This window comes from Pseudomonas anguilliseptica, from assembly GCF_021375795.1.
Lineage (GTDB): Bacteria > Pseudomonadota > Gammaproteobacteria > Pseudomonadales > Pseudomonadaceae > Aquipseudomonas > Aquipseudomonas anguilliseptica_A.
The window spans coordinates 59,509-77,815 of sequence record NZ_JAEIOI010000001.1 but is presented as its reverse complement, the minus strand read 5'-3'; the positions used below and the strand labels follow the sequence as shown (position 1 = coordinate 77,815).

The following is an 18,307-nucleotide window of genomic DNA, read 5'->3' as shown; positions in this document are numbered from 1 at the left end:
GGCGAGCTGGACCGCGCGTTAAGGCGCGGGCGCAGGAAGCGGTAAAAAGGCGAAAGGCACCGGTAATTTCAGCTGGCCATCGGCAGGCAGGTTGGCGCGGGTCTGCGCCACCATGCCGCGAATGTCCTGCAAACGCAGGCCCTGAGGCTGGCGCGGATCGCCGCCGAAGAAATCCTCCCAGTGGCCGAGCACCGCCAGGCGTGGCTGCACGCGTTGCAACAGCACCTGAGGATAGGCCGCCGCCTGGTTCCAGGCACCGACACAGAGCACCGCCACATCCACCCGCTTGCTGTCCGACAGCTGCGGCGGCAGCCCCAGGGGCGGAGTGCTGGCAGCATCCTGATAATGGATGCGGTACACCGGCCGACCCTGCTGATCCAGCAGGTCCACCAGCCAGGCCAGCGTCTGCCCCTCCTTCCAGCCGAAGGTGCTGCGTGGCAACTCACTCAGGTCTTCCTGATAGTCACCGGTCAACAGCTTGATGCCGAACAGGTGCGGCGCATGCTCGCTCTTGATCGCCATGGCGCGGATGTTGCGCTCGGGTGAATAAAACCACTGGCCGGGTGTCGCACCCACCGCCATCTGACTTTCGGCATCGACAATGCGAGAGCGGGCAATGGCGGCAGCGAGGATATGGCCCATGGTCCTGGAACCATAGACCTGAGCCTTGGGGCTGTGTTTTTGCAGGATATGCGGCACATCAAGCAGGTGATCGTAGTGCGCATGGCCAACCAGCAGCATGCTGACATCGGCGGCCGACGGCATCAGTTGATCGATTTTCTGGGTGTCGGCGGCTACCAGCAGCGGCGGCTGACCGAGGCTGGCGGGGTTGCTGAAGGATGGCGCGAACAGCAGTGCCTCGCCTTGCCAGCGCAACAGGTAACCTCCCACACCCAGATATTGCAGGCTCGGCGGCGGCATGGCGCCGCCATGCCAGAGCGGCAGGCCGGCAGGGTTCTGCACGCAGCCGGCAAGCCACAACAGGGTTAGCAGGGTCAGGCTGCGCAGCATCGTTCAATCCTCGGCAATAACGCCCAGCCTATGGTTAACCAGCACTGCCGTCAGCCAACTTAGGGCGGGCAGAACAGGCCTTCAGACCTGCTCGCGCAACAACAAAACGAACTGCTCGGCGGGCACCGGTTTACTGATCAGGTAGCCCTGGATCTCGTCGCAGCGCTGGCTCTTGAGGAAATCCATCTGCGCCTGAGTTTCCACGCCCTCGGCCACCACCTTGAGTTCCAGGCTGTGGGCCATGGCGATGATCGCCCGGGTGATGGCGGCGTCTTCGCTGCCTGGGGTGAGGTCACGGATAAAGGTCTGGTCGATCTTCACGTAATCCACCGGGAAGCGCTTGAGGTAGCTGAGCGAGGAGTAACCAGTGCCGAAGTCGTCGATCGCCAGCTTGACCCCCAGCTCACGCAGCTGCTGGAAGGTGCTGATCACGCTTTCGACGTTATCCAGCAGCTGGCTTTCGGTCAGCTCCAGTTCAAGCAGCTGCGGCGCCAGACCGGTTTCATCGAGCACCTGGCGCACCAGGCTGAGCAGGTTGCCCTGACGCAGCTGATGCACCGAGAGGTTGACCGACACGCGAATCTGCGCGAGCCCTTGCAACTGCCAGGCGCGTGCCTGTAAGCAGGCCTGACGTAGGACGAACTCACCGATGGCGCCGATCAACCCGGTTTCTTCGGCCAGGCCGATAAAGTCGCTCGGTGGCACCAGGCCCAGTTCCGGATGCCGCCAGCGCACCAGCGCTTCGGCGGCATTCAGGCTGTCGCTGGTCAGGCACAGCTTGGGTTGGTAGAACACTTCCAGCTGGCCTTCATTGATGCCCTTGCGCAACTGGTTCTCCAGTTGCAGACGCTCCAGGGTGCAGGCCTGCAGGTTGTCGGTGAAGAACTGGAAGGTGTTACCGCCCAGGTGCTTAGCATGTTGCATGGCCATATTGGCCTGGCTGACCAGCGCGGAAATCTCCCGCGCGTTGTCCGGCAGCAGGCTGATGCCCAGAGAGGCGCTGACCACCAACTCATGCCCACCCACGGTCATCGGCACACGCAGTTTGCTGAGCAGGCGGCTGGCCAGCCGCGCCAGACTGGAGAGGCTGCCGTAGGAATCGATAAGGATGGCAAATTCGTCACCGGACAACCGCGCCAGAGTATCCGCCTCCGGCACCGCCTGGGTCAGGCGGCGGCTGACCTGACGCAACAGCTGGTCGGCCACTTCATGGCCAAGGCTGTCGTTGAGCAGCTTGAAACGGTCCAGATCGACGTGCAGCAGGGCGATGCTGCGGTTGCTCTGCCGGGCGCGCTGGCTGGCTTCATGCAGGCGCTCCTTGAACAGGCTGCGGTTGGCCAGGCCGGTCAGTTCGTCATAGTGCGAGAGGTAGCGCAGGCGCTCCTCAGCTTCGCGGCGCGACGACAGATCGGCGAAGAAGCCTACGATATGGCTGACGTTGCCCCGCGAATCGCGTACCACATTCAATTGCAGCCACTGAGGGTAGAGTTCGCCGTTCTTGCGCGTTTCAATCAACTCACCGCGCCAGGAGCCGGTCTTTTCCAGCTCCAGGCGAATCAACTGGTACTGCCGACGGCTGTCGCCACTGCTGATCAGGCTGATCACGCTCTTGCCGACCACTTCGTCCTGGCGATAGCCGGTGACATCGCTGAAAGCCTGGTTGACCGACAGCAGGCGATAGTCCGGGTCGAGAATCACGATGCCCTCACTGGCCGCCTCAAATACCGTGGCGGCCAGTTGCTGTTGCTGCTCCAGCAGCTTGCGTGCACTGATGTCGCGGCGCGTGCCGAGCATGCGCAGCACCCGGCCATCGGCGGCGCGCTCCACCGCGCGGCCACGGTCTTCGATCCACACCCAATGACCCAAGGCGTGCTTGATGCGGTACTCCACTTGGTAGTCGTCGCTGCGCCCCTTCATATGTTCGACCAGCGCCCGGCGCAACACTGGCAGGTCATCCGGGTGCAGGCGCGGTTTGAGGTCGCGCAGCATGACCTGCACTTCGTGCGGTTCCAGGCCGAAGATTTCCTTGAGCCGCGAGTGATGCACCTCGTCGCTCTGCAGGTCCCAGTCCCACAGGCCCAGCTCGCTGGCCTCGATGGCCAGGGTCAGGCGGGCGCGGCTCTTGCTCAGAGCGTAGGTGGTTTCATCCAGTTCCAGAGTGCGCTCGGCCACGCGCATTTCCAGCTCGCCATGGGCCTGGCGCAGCTCGCGCTCGGCGCGACGGCGCTGCTCCACTTCGTGGGCCAGTTCGCTGTTGAGGCCTTCGGCCTGCTGCTTGGCGTACTCCAGGTTGCTGATCAACGCCTGATTCTGAAAGCGCTGCAGCAGGCTGCGCTGCACCAGCCGATTGACCTGCCAAGCCACCACCAGCAGAGCCAGCAGCAAAATACTGCCGAGCAGGCCCCAACCTTGCTGCAGCGGGCTGTCGCTGAGCAGCAGGTAACCCACCGAGGGCAGCAGGCAGGGCAAGGCGAAGGTCAGGAACGCAGTAAAGCTGATGGCGTAGGCCACGCTGGCCGAGAGGATCGCCGCTGCAATCAGGCCGTACACCAGTGCCTGCAGGTAGAACACATGAGCCGGCACCAGGGCGATGGCGGCAAACGCCAGGGTCAACCCGGATGCTCCGGCACCGAGCAGGAACAGGTGCTGCCAATGCGCTTCGGCCTGGCGACTGGGCATGGCCTTTTCGAACGCGAGCACCTGTATCAGGCGCAGCACGGCAAGGATTACCAGCCAGATCGACCAGCTGACCAGCAGCTCCGATGGCAGTGCACCCCATAGCAGGAAGGCACAGACCACACCGCTGAGCAGCATGAACAGGGTCGGCACCTGCGAACCCTGATAGAGCATGCGGGTGCGCTCGGCGGCGATATCGGTAGCAAACAGCTGAGCCACTTCCCGCCCGGAAGTCGGCTTGAGGCCATTTGCCTGAGCAGATGCAGTCGAAGTCATAGGCGATTTTCTTATAAGTGGTTGCCTAAACGTCGGCGCAGCATACGCGAGCTAGACGCATCGCCCAAGCTGGATGTGCTGCAATTCTCACTTCGCCTGCCTTACTTTCGATCAGTACGCCCAGCACTGGCCGGGGCTGCTCGCGTGACTGGCCAGTCGTCCAGTAAAACCCAGTGCCGAGCCGGTTTGCCCTGCCTGGCGCAGCCCCCTAGAATGCCGCGATGCAAAATGACCCCGAACTCCTGATTGCCTCTCTTAACGATGCCCAGCGCCAGGCCGTCGCCGCGCGCGTGGGCCGCCAACTGGTGCTGGCCGGTGCCGGCTCCGGAAAAACCCGCGTGCTGGTGCACCGCATCGCCTGGTTGATCCAGATCGAGAACGCCTCGCCGCACAGCATTCTGTCGGTGACCTTCACCAACAAGGCCGCCGCCGAAATGCGCCACCGCATCGAACAGATGCTCGGTCACAACCCGACCGGTATGTGGGTGGGCACGTTCCACGGCCTGGCTCATCGCCTGCTGCGCGCGCACTGGCAGGAAGCCGGCCTGGCGGAAAACTTCCAGATTCTTGATTCCGACGACCAGCAGCGCATCGTCAAACGGGTGATCCGCGACCTCGGCCTGGATGAACAGCGCTGGCCGCCGAAACAGGCGCAGTGGTTTATCAACGGGCAAAAGGATGAAGGCCTGCGCCCGAAGAACATCCAGCCCGGCGGCGACCTGTTCCTCGCCACCATGCTGAAGATCTACGAAGCCTACGAAGCGGCCTGCGCCCGCGCCGGGGTCATCGACTTCTCCGAGCTGCTGCTGCGCGCCCTCGATTTGTGGCGGGACAAACCGGGCTTGCTGGAGCATTACCAGCGGCGCTTCCGGCATATCCTGGTCGACGAATTCCAGGACACCAACGCCGTGCAGTACGCCTGGCTACGCCTGCTGGCCAAGGGCGGCGACAGCCTGATGGTGGTCGGCGATGACGACCAGTCGATCTACGGCTGGCGCGGCGCGAAGATCGAGAATATCCAGCAGTTCTCTGATGACTTCCGCGATGCCGAAGTGATCCGCCTGGAGCAGAACTACCGCTCCACTGCCGGCATCCTCAAGGCCGCCAACGCGCTGATCGCCAACAACCAGGGACGCCTGGGCAAGGAACTATGGACCGAAGACGGCGATGGCGAGCCGATCAACCTGTATTCGGCGTTCAACGAGCACGACGAAGCGCGCTATGTCGTCGAGACCATCGAGGATGCCCTGCGCAAGGACGGCCTCAAGCGCAGCGAAATCGCCATCTTGTATCGCTCCAACGCCCAGTCGCGGGTGCTGGAAGAAGCGCTGCTGCGCGAGAAGATCCCCTACCGCATCTACGGTGGCCAGCGCTTCTTCGACCGCGCGGAAATCAAGAACGCCATGGCCTACCTGCGCCTGCTCGACGGCCGTGGCAACGATGCCGCTCTGGAGCGCATCATCAACGTGCCGGCGCGCGGCATCGGCGAGAAGAGCGTCGAAACCATCCGCGAATATGCCCGCGCCCATGATGTATCGATGTGGGAAGCCATCCGCCTGATGGTTGACACCAAGGCCTTACCGGCCCGTGCGTCGGGTGCCCTGGCCGGGTTTATCGAGCTGATCGAAAACCTCGCGGCGAAAGTGCTGAGCATGCCGCTGCACCTGATGACCCAGACCGTCATCGAGCAGAGCGGCCTGATTGCCTATCACCAGGCCGAGAAAGGCGAGAAGGCCCAGGCGCGGATTGAGAACTTGGAAGAACTGGTCAGCGCCGCGCGCACCTTCGAGAACAACGAAGACGACGAGCTGACCCCGCTGCAGGCCTTCCTCACACACGCCTCGCTGGAGGCCGGCGATACCCAGGCCGCCGAAAACGAGGACAGCGTGCAGCTGATGACCCTGCACAGCGCCAAGGGCCTGGAGTTCCCGCAGGTGTTTCTGGTGGGCATGGAAGAAGGCCTGTTCCCGCACAAGATGAGCCTGGAAGAACCCGGCCGCCTGGAAGAGGAACGCCGCCTGGCCTATGTCGGCATCACCCGCGCCATGAGCAAACTGGTGATCACCTACGCCGAAACCCGTCGTTTGTATGGCAACGAGACCTACAACAAGGTGTCGCGCTTCGTCCGCGAGATTCCGCCGCAACTGATTCAAGAAGTGCGCCTGTCCAATAGCGTCAGCCGGCCGTTCGGCGCGGTCAGCCGCAATATGGGCGGCAATAGCATGAGCGGCGACAGCTTGTTCGCCGGCAGCGCCGTACCGGACACCGGCTTCAGCCTCGGCCAGCGCGTGCAGCACTCACTGTTCGGTGAAGGCACCATCCTCAACTTCGAAGGCGCCGGCGCCCAAGCGCGGGTGCAGGTGAATTTCGAGAACGAGGGCAGCAAGTGGCTGATGCTCAGCTACGCCAAGCTGCAGGCGCTGTGAGAACCCGTCTACGATCTGCTGCGCGTCGGCCCTACTGCGTTAAAAACAGGCTCGGAATGCTCATTTACACCAGTAAACTCCGCTTCCTCGCCTGTTTTTGCCTTGTAGGACTCTAGCTCGCGAGATCGTAAACAGATTCTGAGGACATTCCCGCATGATTGATCGTCTACACAAATAATAAGGAGCCCCCATGATCCGCCGCCCTCTGCTGCTTGCCAGCGCCCTGCTCGCCGCCATCGGCCTGAGCGGTTGCAAGGAAGAGCCTGCTGCACCGCAAGCCGCAGGTACGCCTGCCGCAGAAAGCTTCCACTGGAAGATGGTGACCGCCTGGCCGAAGAACTACCCCGGCCTGGGTACCGCCGCCGAGCGTCTGGCCGAGCGGGTCAAGGCCATGAGCAATGGGCGGCTGACCATCAAGGTGTATGCCGGTGGCGAGCTGGTGCCGCCGCTGGAGGTGTTCGACGCCGTGTCGCGCGGCACCGCCGAGCTGGGTCACGGCGCCGCCTATTACTGGAAGGGCAAGGTGCCAGCGGCGCAGTTCTTCACTGCCGTGCCGTTCGGCCTGTCCACCAGCGAAATGAACGCCTGGCTGAGCAAGGGCGGCGGGCAGGCGCTGTGGGACGAAGCCTATGCCCCCTATGGGGTAAAACCCATGGTGGTGGGAAACACCGGCATGCAGATGGGCGGCTGGTACAACAAGGAAATCAACTCGCTGGATGACCTCAAGGGCCTGAAGATCCGCATGCCGGGCCTGGGTGGCGAAGTGCTGAGCAAACTCGGCGCCACCACCGTCAATCTGCCCGGCGGCGAAGTGTTCACCTCGCTGCAGAGCAACGCCATCGACGCCACCGACTGGGTCAGCCCTTACAACGACCTGGCTTTCGGTCTGCACAAAGCGGCCAAGTTCTACTACTACCCAGGCTGGCAGGAACCGCAGGCGGTGCTGGAGCTGCTGGTCAACCAGAAGGCCCTCGACAGCCTGCCGGCCGATCTGCAAGCAATCCTCACGGAAGCGGCGCGCGCCGCCAGCCAGGACATGCTCGACGATTACGTCTACCACAACGCCATGGCCCTGGATGAGCTGAAGAAACAAGGCACCCTGCTCAAGCGCTTCCCCGACGACGTGCTGGCCGCCATGCAGCGCGAGTCCGCCGTGGTGCTTGGTGAACTGGCCGCGCAAAGCGAGCTGAACGGGCGCATCTGGGCTTCGATGCAGGCCTTCCAGGCCCAGGTCAGCCAGATGCACAAGGTGTCGGAGCAAGAACTGTATAACTGGCGCTGATCCCCGGCGGCGTTCACCACAGACGGAACCTTCGGGTTCCGTTTGTCGTTTCAGGCAGGCCCGACTGCGCTCGCCGCCCATACTGCTTGGCGAGGTGAGCCAATGAAACGTGCAACTGTCTCCGCCGCACAGATACTCGATAGCGCCCTGCGACTGGCCGATGTTTGCGGCTGGGAACGCCTGCACCTGTTTGATGTAGCCGCTGATCTGGGCGTAGGCCTGGATGCCATCGCCACGCATTACCGCGACAAGGATCAGCTGGTCGAAGCCTGGTTCGACCGCGCCGACCAGGCCCTGCTGGCGCGTGGCACTGGCGCAGACCTGCTGACCTTAGAGCCTGCCAAACGCCTGGAAGAACTGCTGATTGCCTGGCTCGACAGCCTGGCCGCGCACCGCGCAGTCAGCGGGCAGATGCTGCTGTACAAACTCGAACCGGGGCATCTCCACCTGCAGCTGGGTGGCCTGCTGCGCATCAGCCGCACCGTGCAGTGGTGGCGCGAAGCCGCGCAGCGGGAAACCCTGCACCTGTGCCGCATCGCCGAGGAAAGCCTGCTCACCGGCGTCTACCTGCGCTGCTTTATCCACTGGCTGCGCCAACCCGAGGAAGACCCCGCCGACTTCCGCGCCCTGCTGCGCCGGCAGTTACGCTGTGGGCCGCTGCTGGTTCTACTGCGCCGCTGACTCAGGCGCACGGGCAAAAGCTGGAAACATTCTATGGCTAGCCAGCAGCGATCGTGGCGGGCAAGATGCCGCGCGTAGATCCAATCACCAAGAGACAGCTAACCATGCAGCGTTTCCTTAGCATCGCCCTGGCCATGTTCCTCAGCCTGGGACTGACCACCATGAGTTTTGACGCCGAAGCCAAGCGTATGGGCGGCGGCAAATCCTTCGGCTCCGCCCCTAGCCATCAGGCGCGCCAAGCGCCAGCCCAGCAAAGCGCAGCACCTGCAGCGGCCGGCCGTCAGCCTGCAGCAGCCAGCGGTGCCTCGAAGTGGTTGGGCCCATTGGCCGGTCTGGCCGCCGGTGGCCTGCTGGCCTCGATGTTTATGGGTGACGGCTTCGAAGGCCTGCAGATCATGGACATGCTGATCTTTGGCCTGATCGCTTTCCTGCTGTTCCGCTTCCTCGCCGCCCGTCGCCAGCAAGCCAGCCCGGCGACAGCCAACGGCGCGCCAATGCAGCGTGAAATGCCGGCAGCCCCGGCGTCGATCTTCGGCGGCAACAACAGCGCCGCCGCAATCAAACCGGTGATCAACGCTCCAGCCTGGTTCAACGAGCAGAGCTTTGTCAGCGCCGGTCGCGAGCACTTCCTCAGCCTGCAACAGCACTGGGATGCCAACGAGATGGACAAGATCGCCGAGTTCGTCACCCCGCAGCTGCTGGATTTCCTGCGCCGCGAACGCGCCGACCTGGGTGATGGCTTCCAGTCCACCTACGTCGACAACCTCGACGTGCAGCTGGATGGCGTAGATGACCTCAGCGACAAGACCGTCGCCACCCTGACCTTCACCGGCGTGGCCAAGACCTCGCGCTTCGACCAAGGCGAAGTGTTCAGCGAAAGCTGGCGCCTGGAGCGGGCCGTCGGCGATAACCAGCCGTGGCTGGTGGCCGGTATCCGCCAGAACGGCTGATACCTGCTGCAATAAAGAAAACCCGGGCATGTCCCGGGTTTTCTTTGTCCATCATTCAGCAAACGCATGGGCTGGCGCGCGCCTCGCCCAAGGTGCACTCTGCTGCTCAGGATAACCACCATGAGGCCTGAGCAATGATCGGATACACCACGGTTGGCACCACTGACATGGAAAAAGCCAAGTCCTTCTACACCCCCTTGCTGGCTGAGCTGGGTGCCAGGGTAGTCATGGATCTGGGACGCATTGCCTTCTACGGCATCGCCAAGGGGCAACCGATGTTTGCCGTCTGCCTGCCCTATGACAAACAAGCACCCACCCCGGGCAATGGCCAGATGATCGCCCTGCCCGGCGGCTCACGCGATGGGGTGGACAAGCTCTACACCAAAGCCATCGAACTGGGCGGCCACTGCGAAGGCGCACCCGGCGAACGCATTCCGGGGTTCTATGGCGCCTACTTCCGCGATCTGGATGGCAACAAGCTGGCGTTCTACCACATGGGCTAACGCCTCAACCTGGGTCGACAGCCGCACCGGGCGGCTGCCGAGCCTTGTCACTCCAGGCCTGGATTTCCTCGCTGCGCTTGCGGCTATTGAGCTGGGCGCGGTCGATCATTTCGTTGTAATCCGCCAGCCAGCTGCGCGAACCCGGCAGCATATCGGCCAGATCACGCATCCCGGCCTTCAGCCCCTGCATCACCTGCTGATAATCACGTTCCTGGGCCTGCAGCACCTTGCTCACCTGCGCGATGCTGTCCGGGTTTTCCGCCCGCTCGAACAGCCCGGTCAGTTGCGACGCCTGCTGACTGGCCAGCAACTCTTCCTGATTGCTCAGCGTGCTCTGCTGCACCTGCAACTGCTGCTCAAGCCGTTGCACCTGCTGCTCCAGCGCCTGAATCCGCGACTCATCGCCGGCACTGAACAGTCCGTAGAGATTCAATCCCACCGACAGCAGCATCAGACTGCCCAGCACCCCGCCCAGCGCCAGGAGGAACAGGCGATTGCGCTGGCCGGCACGGGTCAGCAACTGCAGGCGCTCTTCCTCACTGAGTACACCGTCTTCGGATTCTTGCGCTTGGCTTTTCATAACAAGACCATTTTTTGGCGTTTTAAAATTGACACACCGTTATGCTGGACGATAGCACTTTGCCAGCTTTTTGCTTAGACCCGTCTAGGGTATAAGACGCTCCCGTATTACCCGCAAAAAGAGGCACACCCGTGGAAGAAGTCATCGAACAGTTGCGCGAACTCAACGAGCCGGTGCCCGTCCCGCTGGAGCTGCCGGATGAAGAAATCCTAGTGGAGATTCAGGAGCAGATCCTTATTCACCTGCCCTTCGGCTTGCGTGAATTCCTCCTGACGGTCAGCGACGTGGTTTACGGCCGACTGGAACCCGTCACTGCCAGCGATCCGCAGTCCCACACCTATCTACCGGAAGTCGCCTCATACGCCTGGGACATTGGTGTACCGCGCGAGTTCGTGCCGCTGTGCGAAGACCACGGCAACTACTACGTGGTTGAAGAAGACGGCACCGTACTGCTCTGGGAAGCGGAAACCGGCGAAATCAATGAAGACGAAAGCTGGGAATCGGTCTGGCACTGGGTGCGTGACGTCTGGCTGGAAAGCTGAGTGGCTGACTAGAGGTGGCCAACAACTGGCAAGGCATTTGGCGGCAACTGCCGCAATCACTACGCAGGCAATTGGTTGCGCTGATTCCCTTCGCGCTGTTCGGCATGATGCTGGCCATCTGTACGATCACGGTACTGTTGATAGGCGCAAGCTGGCACGTGACCGAGTGGCTACGCGAACAACCCTCCGCATACAGGGCCATGGATAACCGCACCTACACCCACTGCCTGCACAGCGCCGAGAAGCTGTACAACGCCGCAACCGACTCGGTGCGCTTGGAAAATGCGCCCGGGCTGGCCGGCGAGGACGCCTACCGTAGCTGGTCAAAACAAGCCCGCAGCTTTGCCAAGCGCTGCGGCCCGCACAACTGGCCGGAGCAGAAAGTACCCCAGCACCCCGCCGACTGGCTGCCGCACCTGGGGCTGCCGAGAACAGCCTGGCCTGAGCAGGTGCCCGCCAGCGACTGACGGCTCGACTCAGGGCAGATAAATCCTGAACACCCCGCCACCCAGTGGCGCGCCGTTGGCCAGTTCGATATGCCCGCGCAGGCCTTGGCGTTCGTGCAGTTCGGCGATGCGGCCGGCGAAGTACAGGCCCAGGCCGGTGCTGCCGGTGCTGTGTTTGAGGCCGAGGACGTAGTTGGATTGCTGATCGAGCATTTCCTCGGGGTAGCCCTGGCCGTCGTCGCAGATCGCCAGCACCAGTTGCCCGTTTTCCTCCCAGGCTTTGATCAGCAGAGCGCTGTGGGCGTAGCGGATGGAGTTGGTGATGATGTTGGCGACCACCGAGCCGAGCAGTTCCTGATCGAAGAAACCCATCAGGTCGAAGCTTTCCACTTCACAGCGGGCGCTGATCTGGCGGCTTTGCAGCACTTCATAATGGCGGGCCAGCTGGGCCTGGAGAAAATCCTCGACCTCGTGATAACCGGGACGCATGGGCAGTTGGTTGACGCCGAGCTTATACAGGCCGAGCAACTGCACCAGCATGCCGTTGAGGCGGGCAAACTCGTAGTCGATCACGCCCAGCTCGGCCACCGCTTGTTGCTCGGCTGGCAGCTGCGCCTGCCACTGCGCGTGGGCGCGGGTAAGCATGGCCAGGGAGTTTTTCATGTCGTGCACGGTAGAGGCGATCACCGTGGAAAAATCCAGCCCACCGGGAATTTCACTCATTGACCGGACGCCCGCCGCTGCAGTTGCAGGTAACGCGCATGCCGGGCATCGGTGGCCGGCATGTGACTGGCCATCTCCAGGCAGCGCCGACATTCCTCCAGCAAGGCCGGGGCTATTTCGCTACCCGCCGACTGCAGCAGCGATTGCGCAGTGTTGAGGGCAATGCTGATGTTCTTCGGCTGTAAGGCAAAGGCCTGACGGAACAGCTTGAGCGCCTCATCGAATTGCTTTTGCTGGTAGCAGCGCACGCCCTGGCGGTTGAGCTCGACGGCTTCCTTGCCGCCGGAAAGAATGTCGCTGTTATCGGTCTGTCGGGCCACGCCCTGCATCACCTGCGGATCGTCGCCATAGGCCTCGACGCAGGTTTTCAGCAGGGTGTCGCTGGCCTCGCTCTGGCCCAGGGCGCGCAGCTGACTGGCCACGCTGAGCGCGGCATCAGCGGCGAACAGCTGCGGTAGGCTGGCCAGCGCGGCGGCCGCTTCGGCGGCAAGTTGTGCGGCCTTTTTCGGCTCGCCGGATTTCATCAGGCTGCTGGCCATGGCCAGGCGCGAACGCAGCTGCACGTTGGGGTCATTGCTGTAGGTTTTGTCCAGCTCACCGAGGGCCTGGTTGATCTCGATCTGCAAGCGCTTGTCGAGCGCGCCATCACCGGCCTGGGCGGTGATCGCCTGGGCCAGACCAAGGTAGTTTTCCGGACTTTTGAATTTCGAGGTGCGGCCCTGTTCCATGGCTTGGCGGTAGGCCTTGCCAGCACTGTCATAGTCCTGGTTATCGAGAGCCAACTTGCCCAGTTGCATCTGCCTGCGGATCGCCAACGGCGCGAGCTTAACGGCATCTTCCAGGGCCTGCTGGGCGCGCTGGCTGTCGCCCAGGGCCAGCAGCACGGCGGCCAGGCCGTCATACAGCGCCGGCATCATCGGAAACAGCTGCAAACCCTTTTCGTAGAGGCTCTGCGCGCGGCTCAAGTCGCCGCGCTTGTGCAGCAGGCTGGCCAACGCCACCTGTGCCCAGGGCAACGGGCGTTCGGCCAATACGCCATTGAGCAGTTGCTCCAGCTCATCCAGCCGGCCCAGCTCGCGCAGCGCCGTGGCCTGGTAGCGCTGGCACAGCGGCAGGTAGCGTTTGTCCTGCTGGCTGAGGGTCTTGCAGGCAGCCAGCACGGCGGTCGGGTCCTGCTTGTCGAGGCCCTGGAGAATGCCCTTGAGCGCAGTTTTGCGCTCCACCAGCTTGTCCAGCCGCTGATCGAGGCTGGCGCGGTTGAAGGGTTTGGTCAGGTAGGCATCCGGCTCATGCTCAAGCGCACTGAGGACCATGGCCTGGCTGCTTTCGGCAGTGACCATGACAAAGATGCACTGGTGGCTGATCAGCTTGCCGGCAATCAGCTCTTCCAGCACCTGCTGGCCATTCTTGCCGCCACCGAGGTTGTAGTCGTGCAGGATGATGTCGTAACGCTTGTTGCGGCACAGGCTGATGGCCTCTTCGCCACGGTCGGCGGTGTCCACATCGCGCGCGCCCATGTCCCGCAGCATGGCTTTCAGCGAGCTGCGGAAATCGGAAAAGTCATCGACGATCAAAAAACGCTTGCTGCCGTAATCCAGCATGGGAAGAAGTCCTTGTCCCGCAGTATCGGAGTCGCCTCAGTGTAGTTGTCGACCATCGCGCTGTCAGAAGCCTAACGCTGTTGGCCCTGTTCCAGATCGAGCAGGTTGAGCAGAAAACGTGCGAAGTAGAGCAGGTCCTGCTCCATGGCCTGACGCGCGCCTTTGGCATCGCCCGCCTCGATGGCGGTGAAGGCGTCTTCATGAAAGTCATTCAACCGCAGCGACAGGTCGGCGCCGGTGAACAGGCGGTTGAAAAAGGGCCCGACCTGCAACCACAACGATTCGATGCTGCGCAGCAACACCGGGTTACCGCAAGCGCTGTAGAGGTGCAGGTGAAACTGGCTGTTGGCATTCAGGTACGCCTGGATCTGCCGCTGTTCGATGGCCTGATCCATGCGCGCCACGCAGTCACGCAACGCGGCCAGATCGGCGGGGGTCAGGCGCGGGGTGGCCAGTTCCACAGCCAGGCCTTCAAGGCCCAGGCGCACCTGGAAGATATGCTCGTAGCGCTCACGGGTCATCGGCGGCACCCGCACCGAGCGCTGTGGCTCACCTTCCAGCGCGCCTTCGGCCACCAGGCGCTGCAAAGCGGCGCGTACCGGCATCGGACTGGTGCCCCACTCGGCCGCCAGGTCACGGATTTTCAAGCGCTCGCCAGGCTGGAAGCGCCCGGCCAGCAAGCCTTCACGAATTTTTTGGTAGAGCTGATCCTGCAGATTGTCGGCCATGGTGATTCAGCCCCGCAGCGGTGGCGCGGGGAGTTGGGCGAGGCTCAGCGAGCAGTTGCGCATGGGTATTCCTTCTAACGAAGAGCGCCGCACTTGAGCGGCGGAATGAATTCTACTGGTTCACGGCGCCTTGTTTTCGATCAGGCAGTTCCCGCCATCCACCACCAGCACTTCACCAGTGATGTAACTGGCTTCCGGTGACGCAAGAAAGGCCACGGCGGCAGTCACTTCTTCGGGGCGACCGGCACGGCCTAGCGGGGTGTACTGCGCCGCATGCTGCTCCTCTTCAGTGCTCGAACCGGTAGCGATCCAGCCCGGCGCCACACTGTTGACCGTGATGCCCTGCCTGGCCACTTCCAGCGCCAGGCCCATGGACAGGCCGAGCATGCCGGCCTTGGCCGCACTGTAAGCCGCCTCACCCGGGTTGCTGCCACGGGTGCCGGTGGTCGAGCTGATATTGACGATGCGCCCGTAGCCGCGCGCCCGCATGCCCGGCAGCACCGCGCGGGTGAGCAGAAACGCCGTGCCGAGGTTCCGCGCGATGGACAAATTCCAGGTGGCCAGGTCCATGTTCGCCAACTCGGCAAACGGCTCAGGGCTGCCTTGCATGGCCATGCCGGCATTGTTCACCAGAATATCGATCGGCCCCCACTGCGCCTGCGCCCAGTCGAGCAATTCGCCGACCTGCTGTTCATCAGTCAGGTCAGCAGCGCGACCACGTGCTTGAATACCTTCAGCGCATAACTCCGCGACCCGTTGCTCGACTCGCGCACTGCTGGCCGTCAACAGCACCCGTGCCCCGGCACGGCCGAGGCGGCGGGCAATCGCCAGGCCAATACCCGATTCACTGCCCGCGCCACTGATCAGCGCGACCTGTTGCTGGAAGTCCATCACGCAGCATCCTGTGATCACAAATATGGCGATAATCTAGCAATAAAGCGGTATTAAACCAACGCTTGAATTTTCTGTGATCACAAAATAGCATGTGCAAATATTCGAACGAGGTGTTCAACATGACTGCCAGTGGTATCAGCCCATCCGCCGTAGAAGCCTTCGCCCAGCGCGAGCGTGAGCGTTTTATCGCGCGCAACCCAAAATCCGTGGCCCTGGCCGAACGCGCGCGCAACTCGCTGTACGGCGGCGTGCCGATGCACTGGATGGCCGACTGGTCGACCCCGGTGCCGCTGTTCGTCGAGCGGGCCAAGGGTGCGCGCTTCTATGACGTCGACGGCCACGAATATATCGACTTCTGTCTGGGCGACACCGGCACCATGTTCGGCCACTCGCCGGACCCGATCGCCAAGGCCATTGCCGAACAGGGCAACAACGGCCTGACCACCATGCTGCCGGGCGAGGACGCGGTGGTCTGCGGCGAGCTGCTGGCCGCGCGCTTCGGCCTGCCGTTCTGGCAGGTGACCGCCACAGCAACAGATTCGAATCGCTATGTGCTGCGCTGGGCCCGCGCCATTACCCAGCGCAAAACCCTGCTGGTGTTCGACGGCTGCTACCACGGCACGGTGGATGACGTGATGGTGCGCTGCATCGACGGCGAAACCGTGCCGCGCTCCGGCCTGGTCGGCCAGGCCTATGACCTAACCCAGTACAGCCGCTCGGTGCCGTTCAACGACGTGGCCGCACTGGAAGCCGCGCTGGCTAAAGGCGATGTGTGCGCCCTGCTGTGCGAGCCGGCCATGACCAACATCGGCATGGTCCTGCCCGAGCCGGGCTTTATGCAGAAATGCCGCGAGCTGACCCGTAAATACGGCGCGCTGCTGATCATCGACGAGACCCACACCATCTCCACCGATATGGGTGGCTGCACCCAGCTGTGGAACCTCGAGCCGGACTTCTTTGTGGTCGGCAAACCGATCGCTGGCGGCGTGCCGTGCGGCATCTTCGGTTGCAGCGCGGCGATGGCCGAAGCCATGACCGCCGCGCGCAAACGCGCCAGCGAAGGCAGCCATGGCCACGGCCACAGTGGTATGGGCACAACGCTGTCGGCCAACGCCCTGGCCATGCACTGCATGCGCGCCAACCTGGAACAGGTGATGACTCCGGCCGCCTATGACCACATGCTGCCGCTGGCCAAGCGCCTGGCGGATGGCTTCCGCAGTCTGATCGGCAAGCACGACCTCAAGTGGTCGGTCACCGAGCTGGGCGCGCGCAGCGAATTCCAGTTCTGCCCGGTGTCGCCGAAGACCGGTGCCGAAGCCGAAGCCGCCTTCCACGACGAGCTGCAGATGGCCCTGCACCTGTACCTGATCAACCGCGGCATCCTGATCACCCCGTTCCACAACATGACCCTGTGCTGCCCAAGCACCACGGCCGAGGATGTGGACCAGCTGATCAGCATGCTCGACCAGGCCCTGACCGAACTGCTGGCCATCCCCGGCGCCCGCGAGTAACTCATCGATCAGCCTGTGGTAGGCGCCTCAGCCGCGACAATCGCCGCTAAAGCGCCTCCCATGAAATGACGACTCACTGTGAGAATCACCATGCAATTCGCCAATCCCCAGGAAGCCCGTGACTTCCTCGCCGCCCACCCCGAAGTGCGCAGCATCGAGCTGATGCTGATCGACGCCAACGGCATCCCGCGCGGCAAGCTGCTGCACCGCGACGAGCTGCTGGCCATCTACGAGAACGGCCGACCGCTGCCCAGCTCGATCCTGGCGCTGACCATCCAGGGCGAGGACGTGGAAGAAAGCGGCCTGGTCTGGGAAGTCGCGGACGCCGACTGCTGGACCTACCCGCTGCCCGGCAGCCTGACCCTGCAACCCTGGCGTGCCACGCCCACTGGCCAGCTGCAGGTCAGCATGCACCCGACCCAAGGCCTGCCGGCCGCACCCGCCGATCCGCGACATGTGCTGATTCGCGCCATTGACGCGCTCAAGACCGATGGCTACCACCCGGTAATGGCGGTGGAGCTGGAGTTCTACTTGCTGGACAAGACCCGCGACGCCAACGGCCGTCCGCAGCCGGCGCTGCAAGCCAATGGCGTGCGCCCGCAGGCACCGCAGGTGTATGGCGTACTGGAGCTGGAGCAACAGCAAGCCTTCCTCGACGACCTCTACGCCGCCTGCGAGGTACAGGGCCTGCCAGTGCGCACAGCGATCTCTGAATACGCGCCAGGCCAGCTGGAGCTGACTCTGGAGCACCGCTTCGACGCGTTGCAAGCGGTGGATGAAGGCGTGCGCTACAAGCGCCTGGTCAAGGGCGTGGCCAACAAGCACGGGTTGCAGGCCTGCTTTATGGCCAAGCCATTTGGCGACCTGGCCGGCAGCGGGATGCATATGCACGTGAGTTTGGCGGATGAAAACGGCAACAATCTGATGGCATCAGAAGACCCACATGGCACACCGCTGTTGAAATATGCGATTGGCGGAATGATGGCCACGCTGAATGATGCCCTGGCGATCTTCTGCCCCAACGCCAACTCCTTCCGCCGCTTCCAGGCCAACAGCTATGCGCCGCTGGCCAAGAGCTGGGGGGTGAACAACCGCACCGTGTCGTTCCGCGTACCCGGCGGCCCGGCCAAAAGCCGGCATGTCGAGCACCGCATCTGCGGCGCCGACGCCAACCCCTACCTGGCCGCGGCAGCGATTCTTTCCGGCATCCATCACGGCATCAAAAACCAGATCGATCCGGGCGAGGAAATCATCGGCAACGGCTACGAGCAGGCCCGCGAAACCCTGCCCACCGACTGGCTGACCGCCCTGCGTACGCTGGAAAGCTCCAGTTGGGCCAAGCAGGCACTGGGTGAGGACTTCCTCAAGGTATTCCTGGCGATCAAATGGAACGAGTTCCGCCAGTTTATGGGCGAAGTCGGTGAGCAAGACTGGCGCTGGTACCTGACTCACGCCTGACGACAATGCCTACACAGGC

Annotated in this window: 16 protein-coding genes; 9 read left to right on the top strand and 7 right to left on the bottom strand. The window is 63.0% G+C overall.

Going from position 1 to position 18,307, the window contains the following annotated elements:
- Window positions 1-18 precede the first annotated feature (18 nt).
- Window positions 19-1,011 (bottom strand): MBL fold metallo-hydrolase, encoded by a 993-nt coding sequence (locus IOD17_RS00370; RefSeq protein WP_233683145.1) that lies wholly within the window; start codon window positions 1,009-1,011, stop codon window positions 19-21.
- 81 nt (window positions 1,012-1,092) lie between these two features.
- Window positions 1,093-3,963, bottom strand: a complete 2,871-nt coding sequence (locus IOD17_RS00365; RefSeq protein WP_233683144.1) for a putative bifunctional diguanylate cyclase/phosphodiesterase — start codon at window positions 3,961-3,963, stop codon at window positions 1,093-1,095.
- Between the two features lie 221 nt (window positions 3,964-4,184).
- On the opposite strand from IOD17_RS00365, the gene uvrD reads away from it, so the two are divergent.
- From uvrD to IOD17_RS00340, 5 genes are all read left to right on the top strand, one after another.
- The gene (uvrD, locus tag IOD17_RS00360) at window positions 4,185-6,389 is read left to right on the top strand and encodes a DNA helicase II (protein ID WP_233683143.1); all 2,205 of its coding nucleotides are present in this window, start codon (window positions 4,185-4,187) and stop codon (window positions 6,387-6,389) included.
- Between the two features lie 190 nt (window positions 6,390-6,579).
- Window positions 6,580-7,671: a TRAP transporter substrate-binding protein gene (locus tag IOD17_RS00355; RefSeq protein ID WP_233683142.1), complete on the top strand. Its 1,092-nt coding sequence runs from the start codon at window positions 6,580-6,582 to the stop codon at window positions 7,669-7,671.
- A gap of 102 nt (window positions 7,672-7,773) precedes the next feature.
- A complete protein-coding gene (locus tag IOD17_RS00350; RefSeq protein ID WP_233683141.1) occupies window positions 7,774-8,352 on the top strand; it encodes a TetR/AcrR family transcriptional regulator in 579 nt (192 codons plus the stop codon).
- A 104-nt stretch (window positions 8,353-8,456) separates the two neighbouring features.
- A complete protein-coding gene (locus IOD17_RS00345; RefSeq protein WP_233683140.1) occupies window positions 8,457-9,302 on the top strand; it encodes a Tim44 domain-containing protein in 846 nt (281 codons plus the stop codon).
- Window positions 9,303-9,436: 134 nt separating this feature from the next.
- Window positions 9,437-9,805 carry a VOC family protein gene (locus IOD17_RS00340; RefSeq protein WP_233683139.1) on the top strand — a complete coding sequence of 123 codons (369 nt, stop codon included), beginning with the start codon at window positions 9,437-9,439 and terminating at the stop codon, window positions 9,803-9,805.
- 4 nt (window positions 9,806-9,809) lie between these two features.
- Here the strand turns inward: IOD17_RS00340 and IOD17_RS00335 are convergent, their stop codons facing one another.
- Entirely contained in the window at window positions 9,810-10,385 is a 576-nt protein-coding gene (locus tag IOD17_RS00335) for a hypothetical protein (protein ID WP_233683138.1), read from the bottom strand.
- Between the two features lie 131 nt (window positions 10,386-10,516).
- Here IOD17_RS00335 and IOD17_RS00330 point away from each other — a divergent pair, with 131 nt between their 5' ends.
- Together IOD17_RS00330 and IOD17_RS00325 are read left to right on the top strand one after the other, a co-directional pair.
- Window positions 10,517-10,927: an SMI1/KNR4 family protein gene (locus tag IOD17_RS00330; protein ID WP_233683137.1), complete on the top strand. Its 411-nt coding sequence runs from the start codon at window positions 10,517-10,519 to the stop codon at window positions 10,925-10,927.
- A 14-nt stretch (window positions 10,928-10,941) separates the two neighbouring features.
- Window positions 10,942-11,394, top strand: coding sequence for a hypothetical protein (locus IOD17_RS00325; protein WP_233683136.1), 453 nt, complete (start codon window positions 10,942-10,944; stop codon window positions 11,392-11,394).
- 9 nt (window positions 11,395-11,403) lie between these two features.
- Here IOD17_RS00325 and IOD17_RS00320 read toward each other — a convergent pair whose 3' ends face one another.
- From IOD17_RS00320 to IOD17_RS00305, 4 genes are all read right to left on the bottom strand, one after another.
- Window positions 11,404-12,096 carry a sensor histidine kinase gene (locus IOD17_RS00320; RefSeq protein WP_233683135.1) on the bottom strand — a complete coding sequence of 231 codons (693 nt, stop codon included), beginning with the start codon at window positions 12,094-12,096 and terminating at the stop codon, window positions 11,404-11,406.
- The gene (locus tag IOD17_RS00315; protein ID WP_233683134.1) at window positions 12,093-13,697 is read right to left on the bottom strand and encodes a response regulator; all 1,605 of its coding nucleotides are present in this window, start codon (window positions 13,695-13,697) and stop codon (window positions 12,093-12,095) included. Before IOD17_RS00315 ends, IOD17_RS00320 begins: the two co-directional genes overlap by 4 nt.
- Before the next feature lie 71 nt (window positions 13,698-13,768).
- Complete coding sequence (locus IOD17_RS00310; RefSeq protein WP_233683133.1) at window positions 13,769-14,425, bottom strand: GntR family transcriptional regulator; 657 nt, start codon at window positions 14,423-14,425, stop codon at window positions 13,769-13,771.
- A gap of 120 nt (window positions 14,426-14,545) precedes the next feature.
- The gene (locus IOD17_RS00305; RefSeq protein ID WP_233683132.1) at window positions 14,546-15,316 is read right to left on the bottom strand and encodes an SDR family NAD(P)-dependent oxidoreductase; all 771 of its coding nucleotides are present in this window, start codon (window positions 15,314-15,316) and stop codon (window positions 14,546-14,548) included.
- Between the two features lie 122 nt (window positions 15,317-15,438).
- Here IOD17_RS00305 and IOD17_RS00300 point away from each other — a divergent pair, with 122 nt between their 5' ends.
- Both IOD17_RS00300 and IOD17_RS00295 read left to right on the top strand, forming a co-directional pair.
- On the top strand, window positions 15,439-16,830 hold the full coding sequence (locus tag IOD17_RS00300; protein ID WP_233683131.1) for an aspartate aminotransferase family protein: 1,392 nt from the start codon (window positions 15,439-15,441) through the stop codon (window positions 16,828-16,830).
- A 90-nt stretch (window positions 16,831-16,920) separates the two neighbouring features.
- Window positions 16,921-18,288 carry a glutamine synthetase family protein gene (locus tag IOD17_RS00295; RefSeq protein ID WP_233683130.1) on the top strand — a complete coding sequence of 456 codons (1,368 nt, stop codon included), beginning with the start codon at window positions 16,921-16,923 and terminating at the stop codon, window positions 18,286-18,288.
- Window positions 18,289-18,307 lie beyond the last annotated feature (19 nt).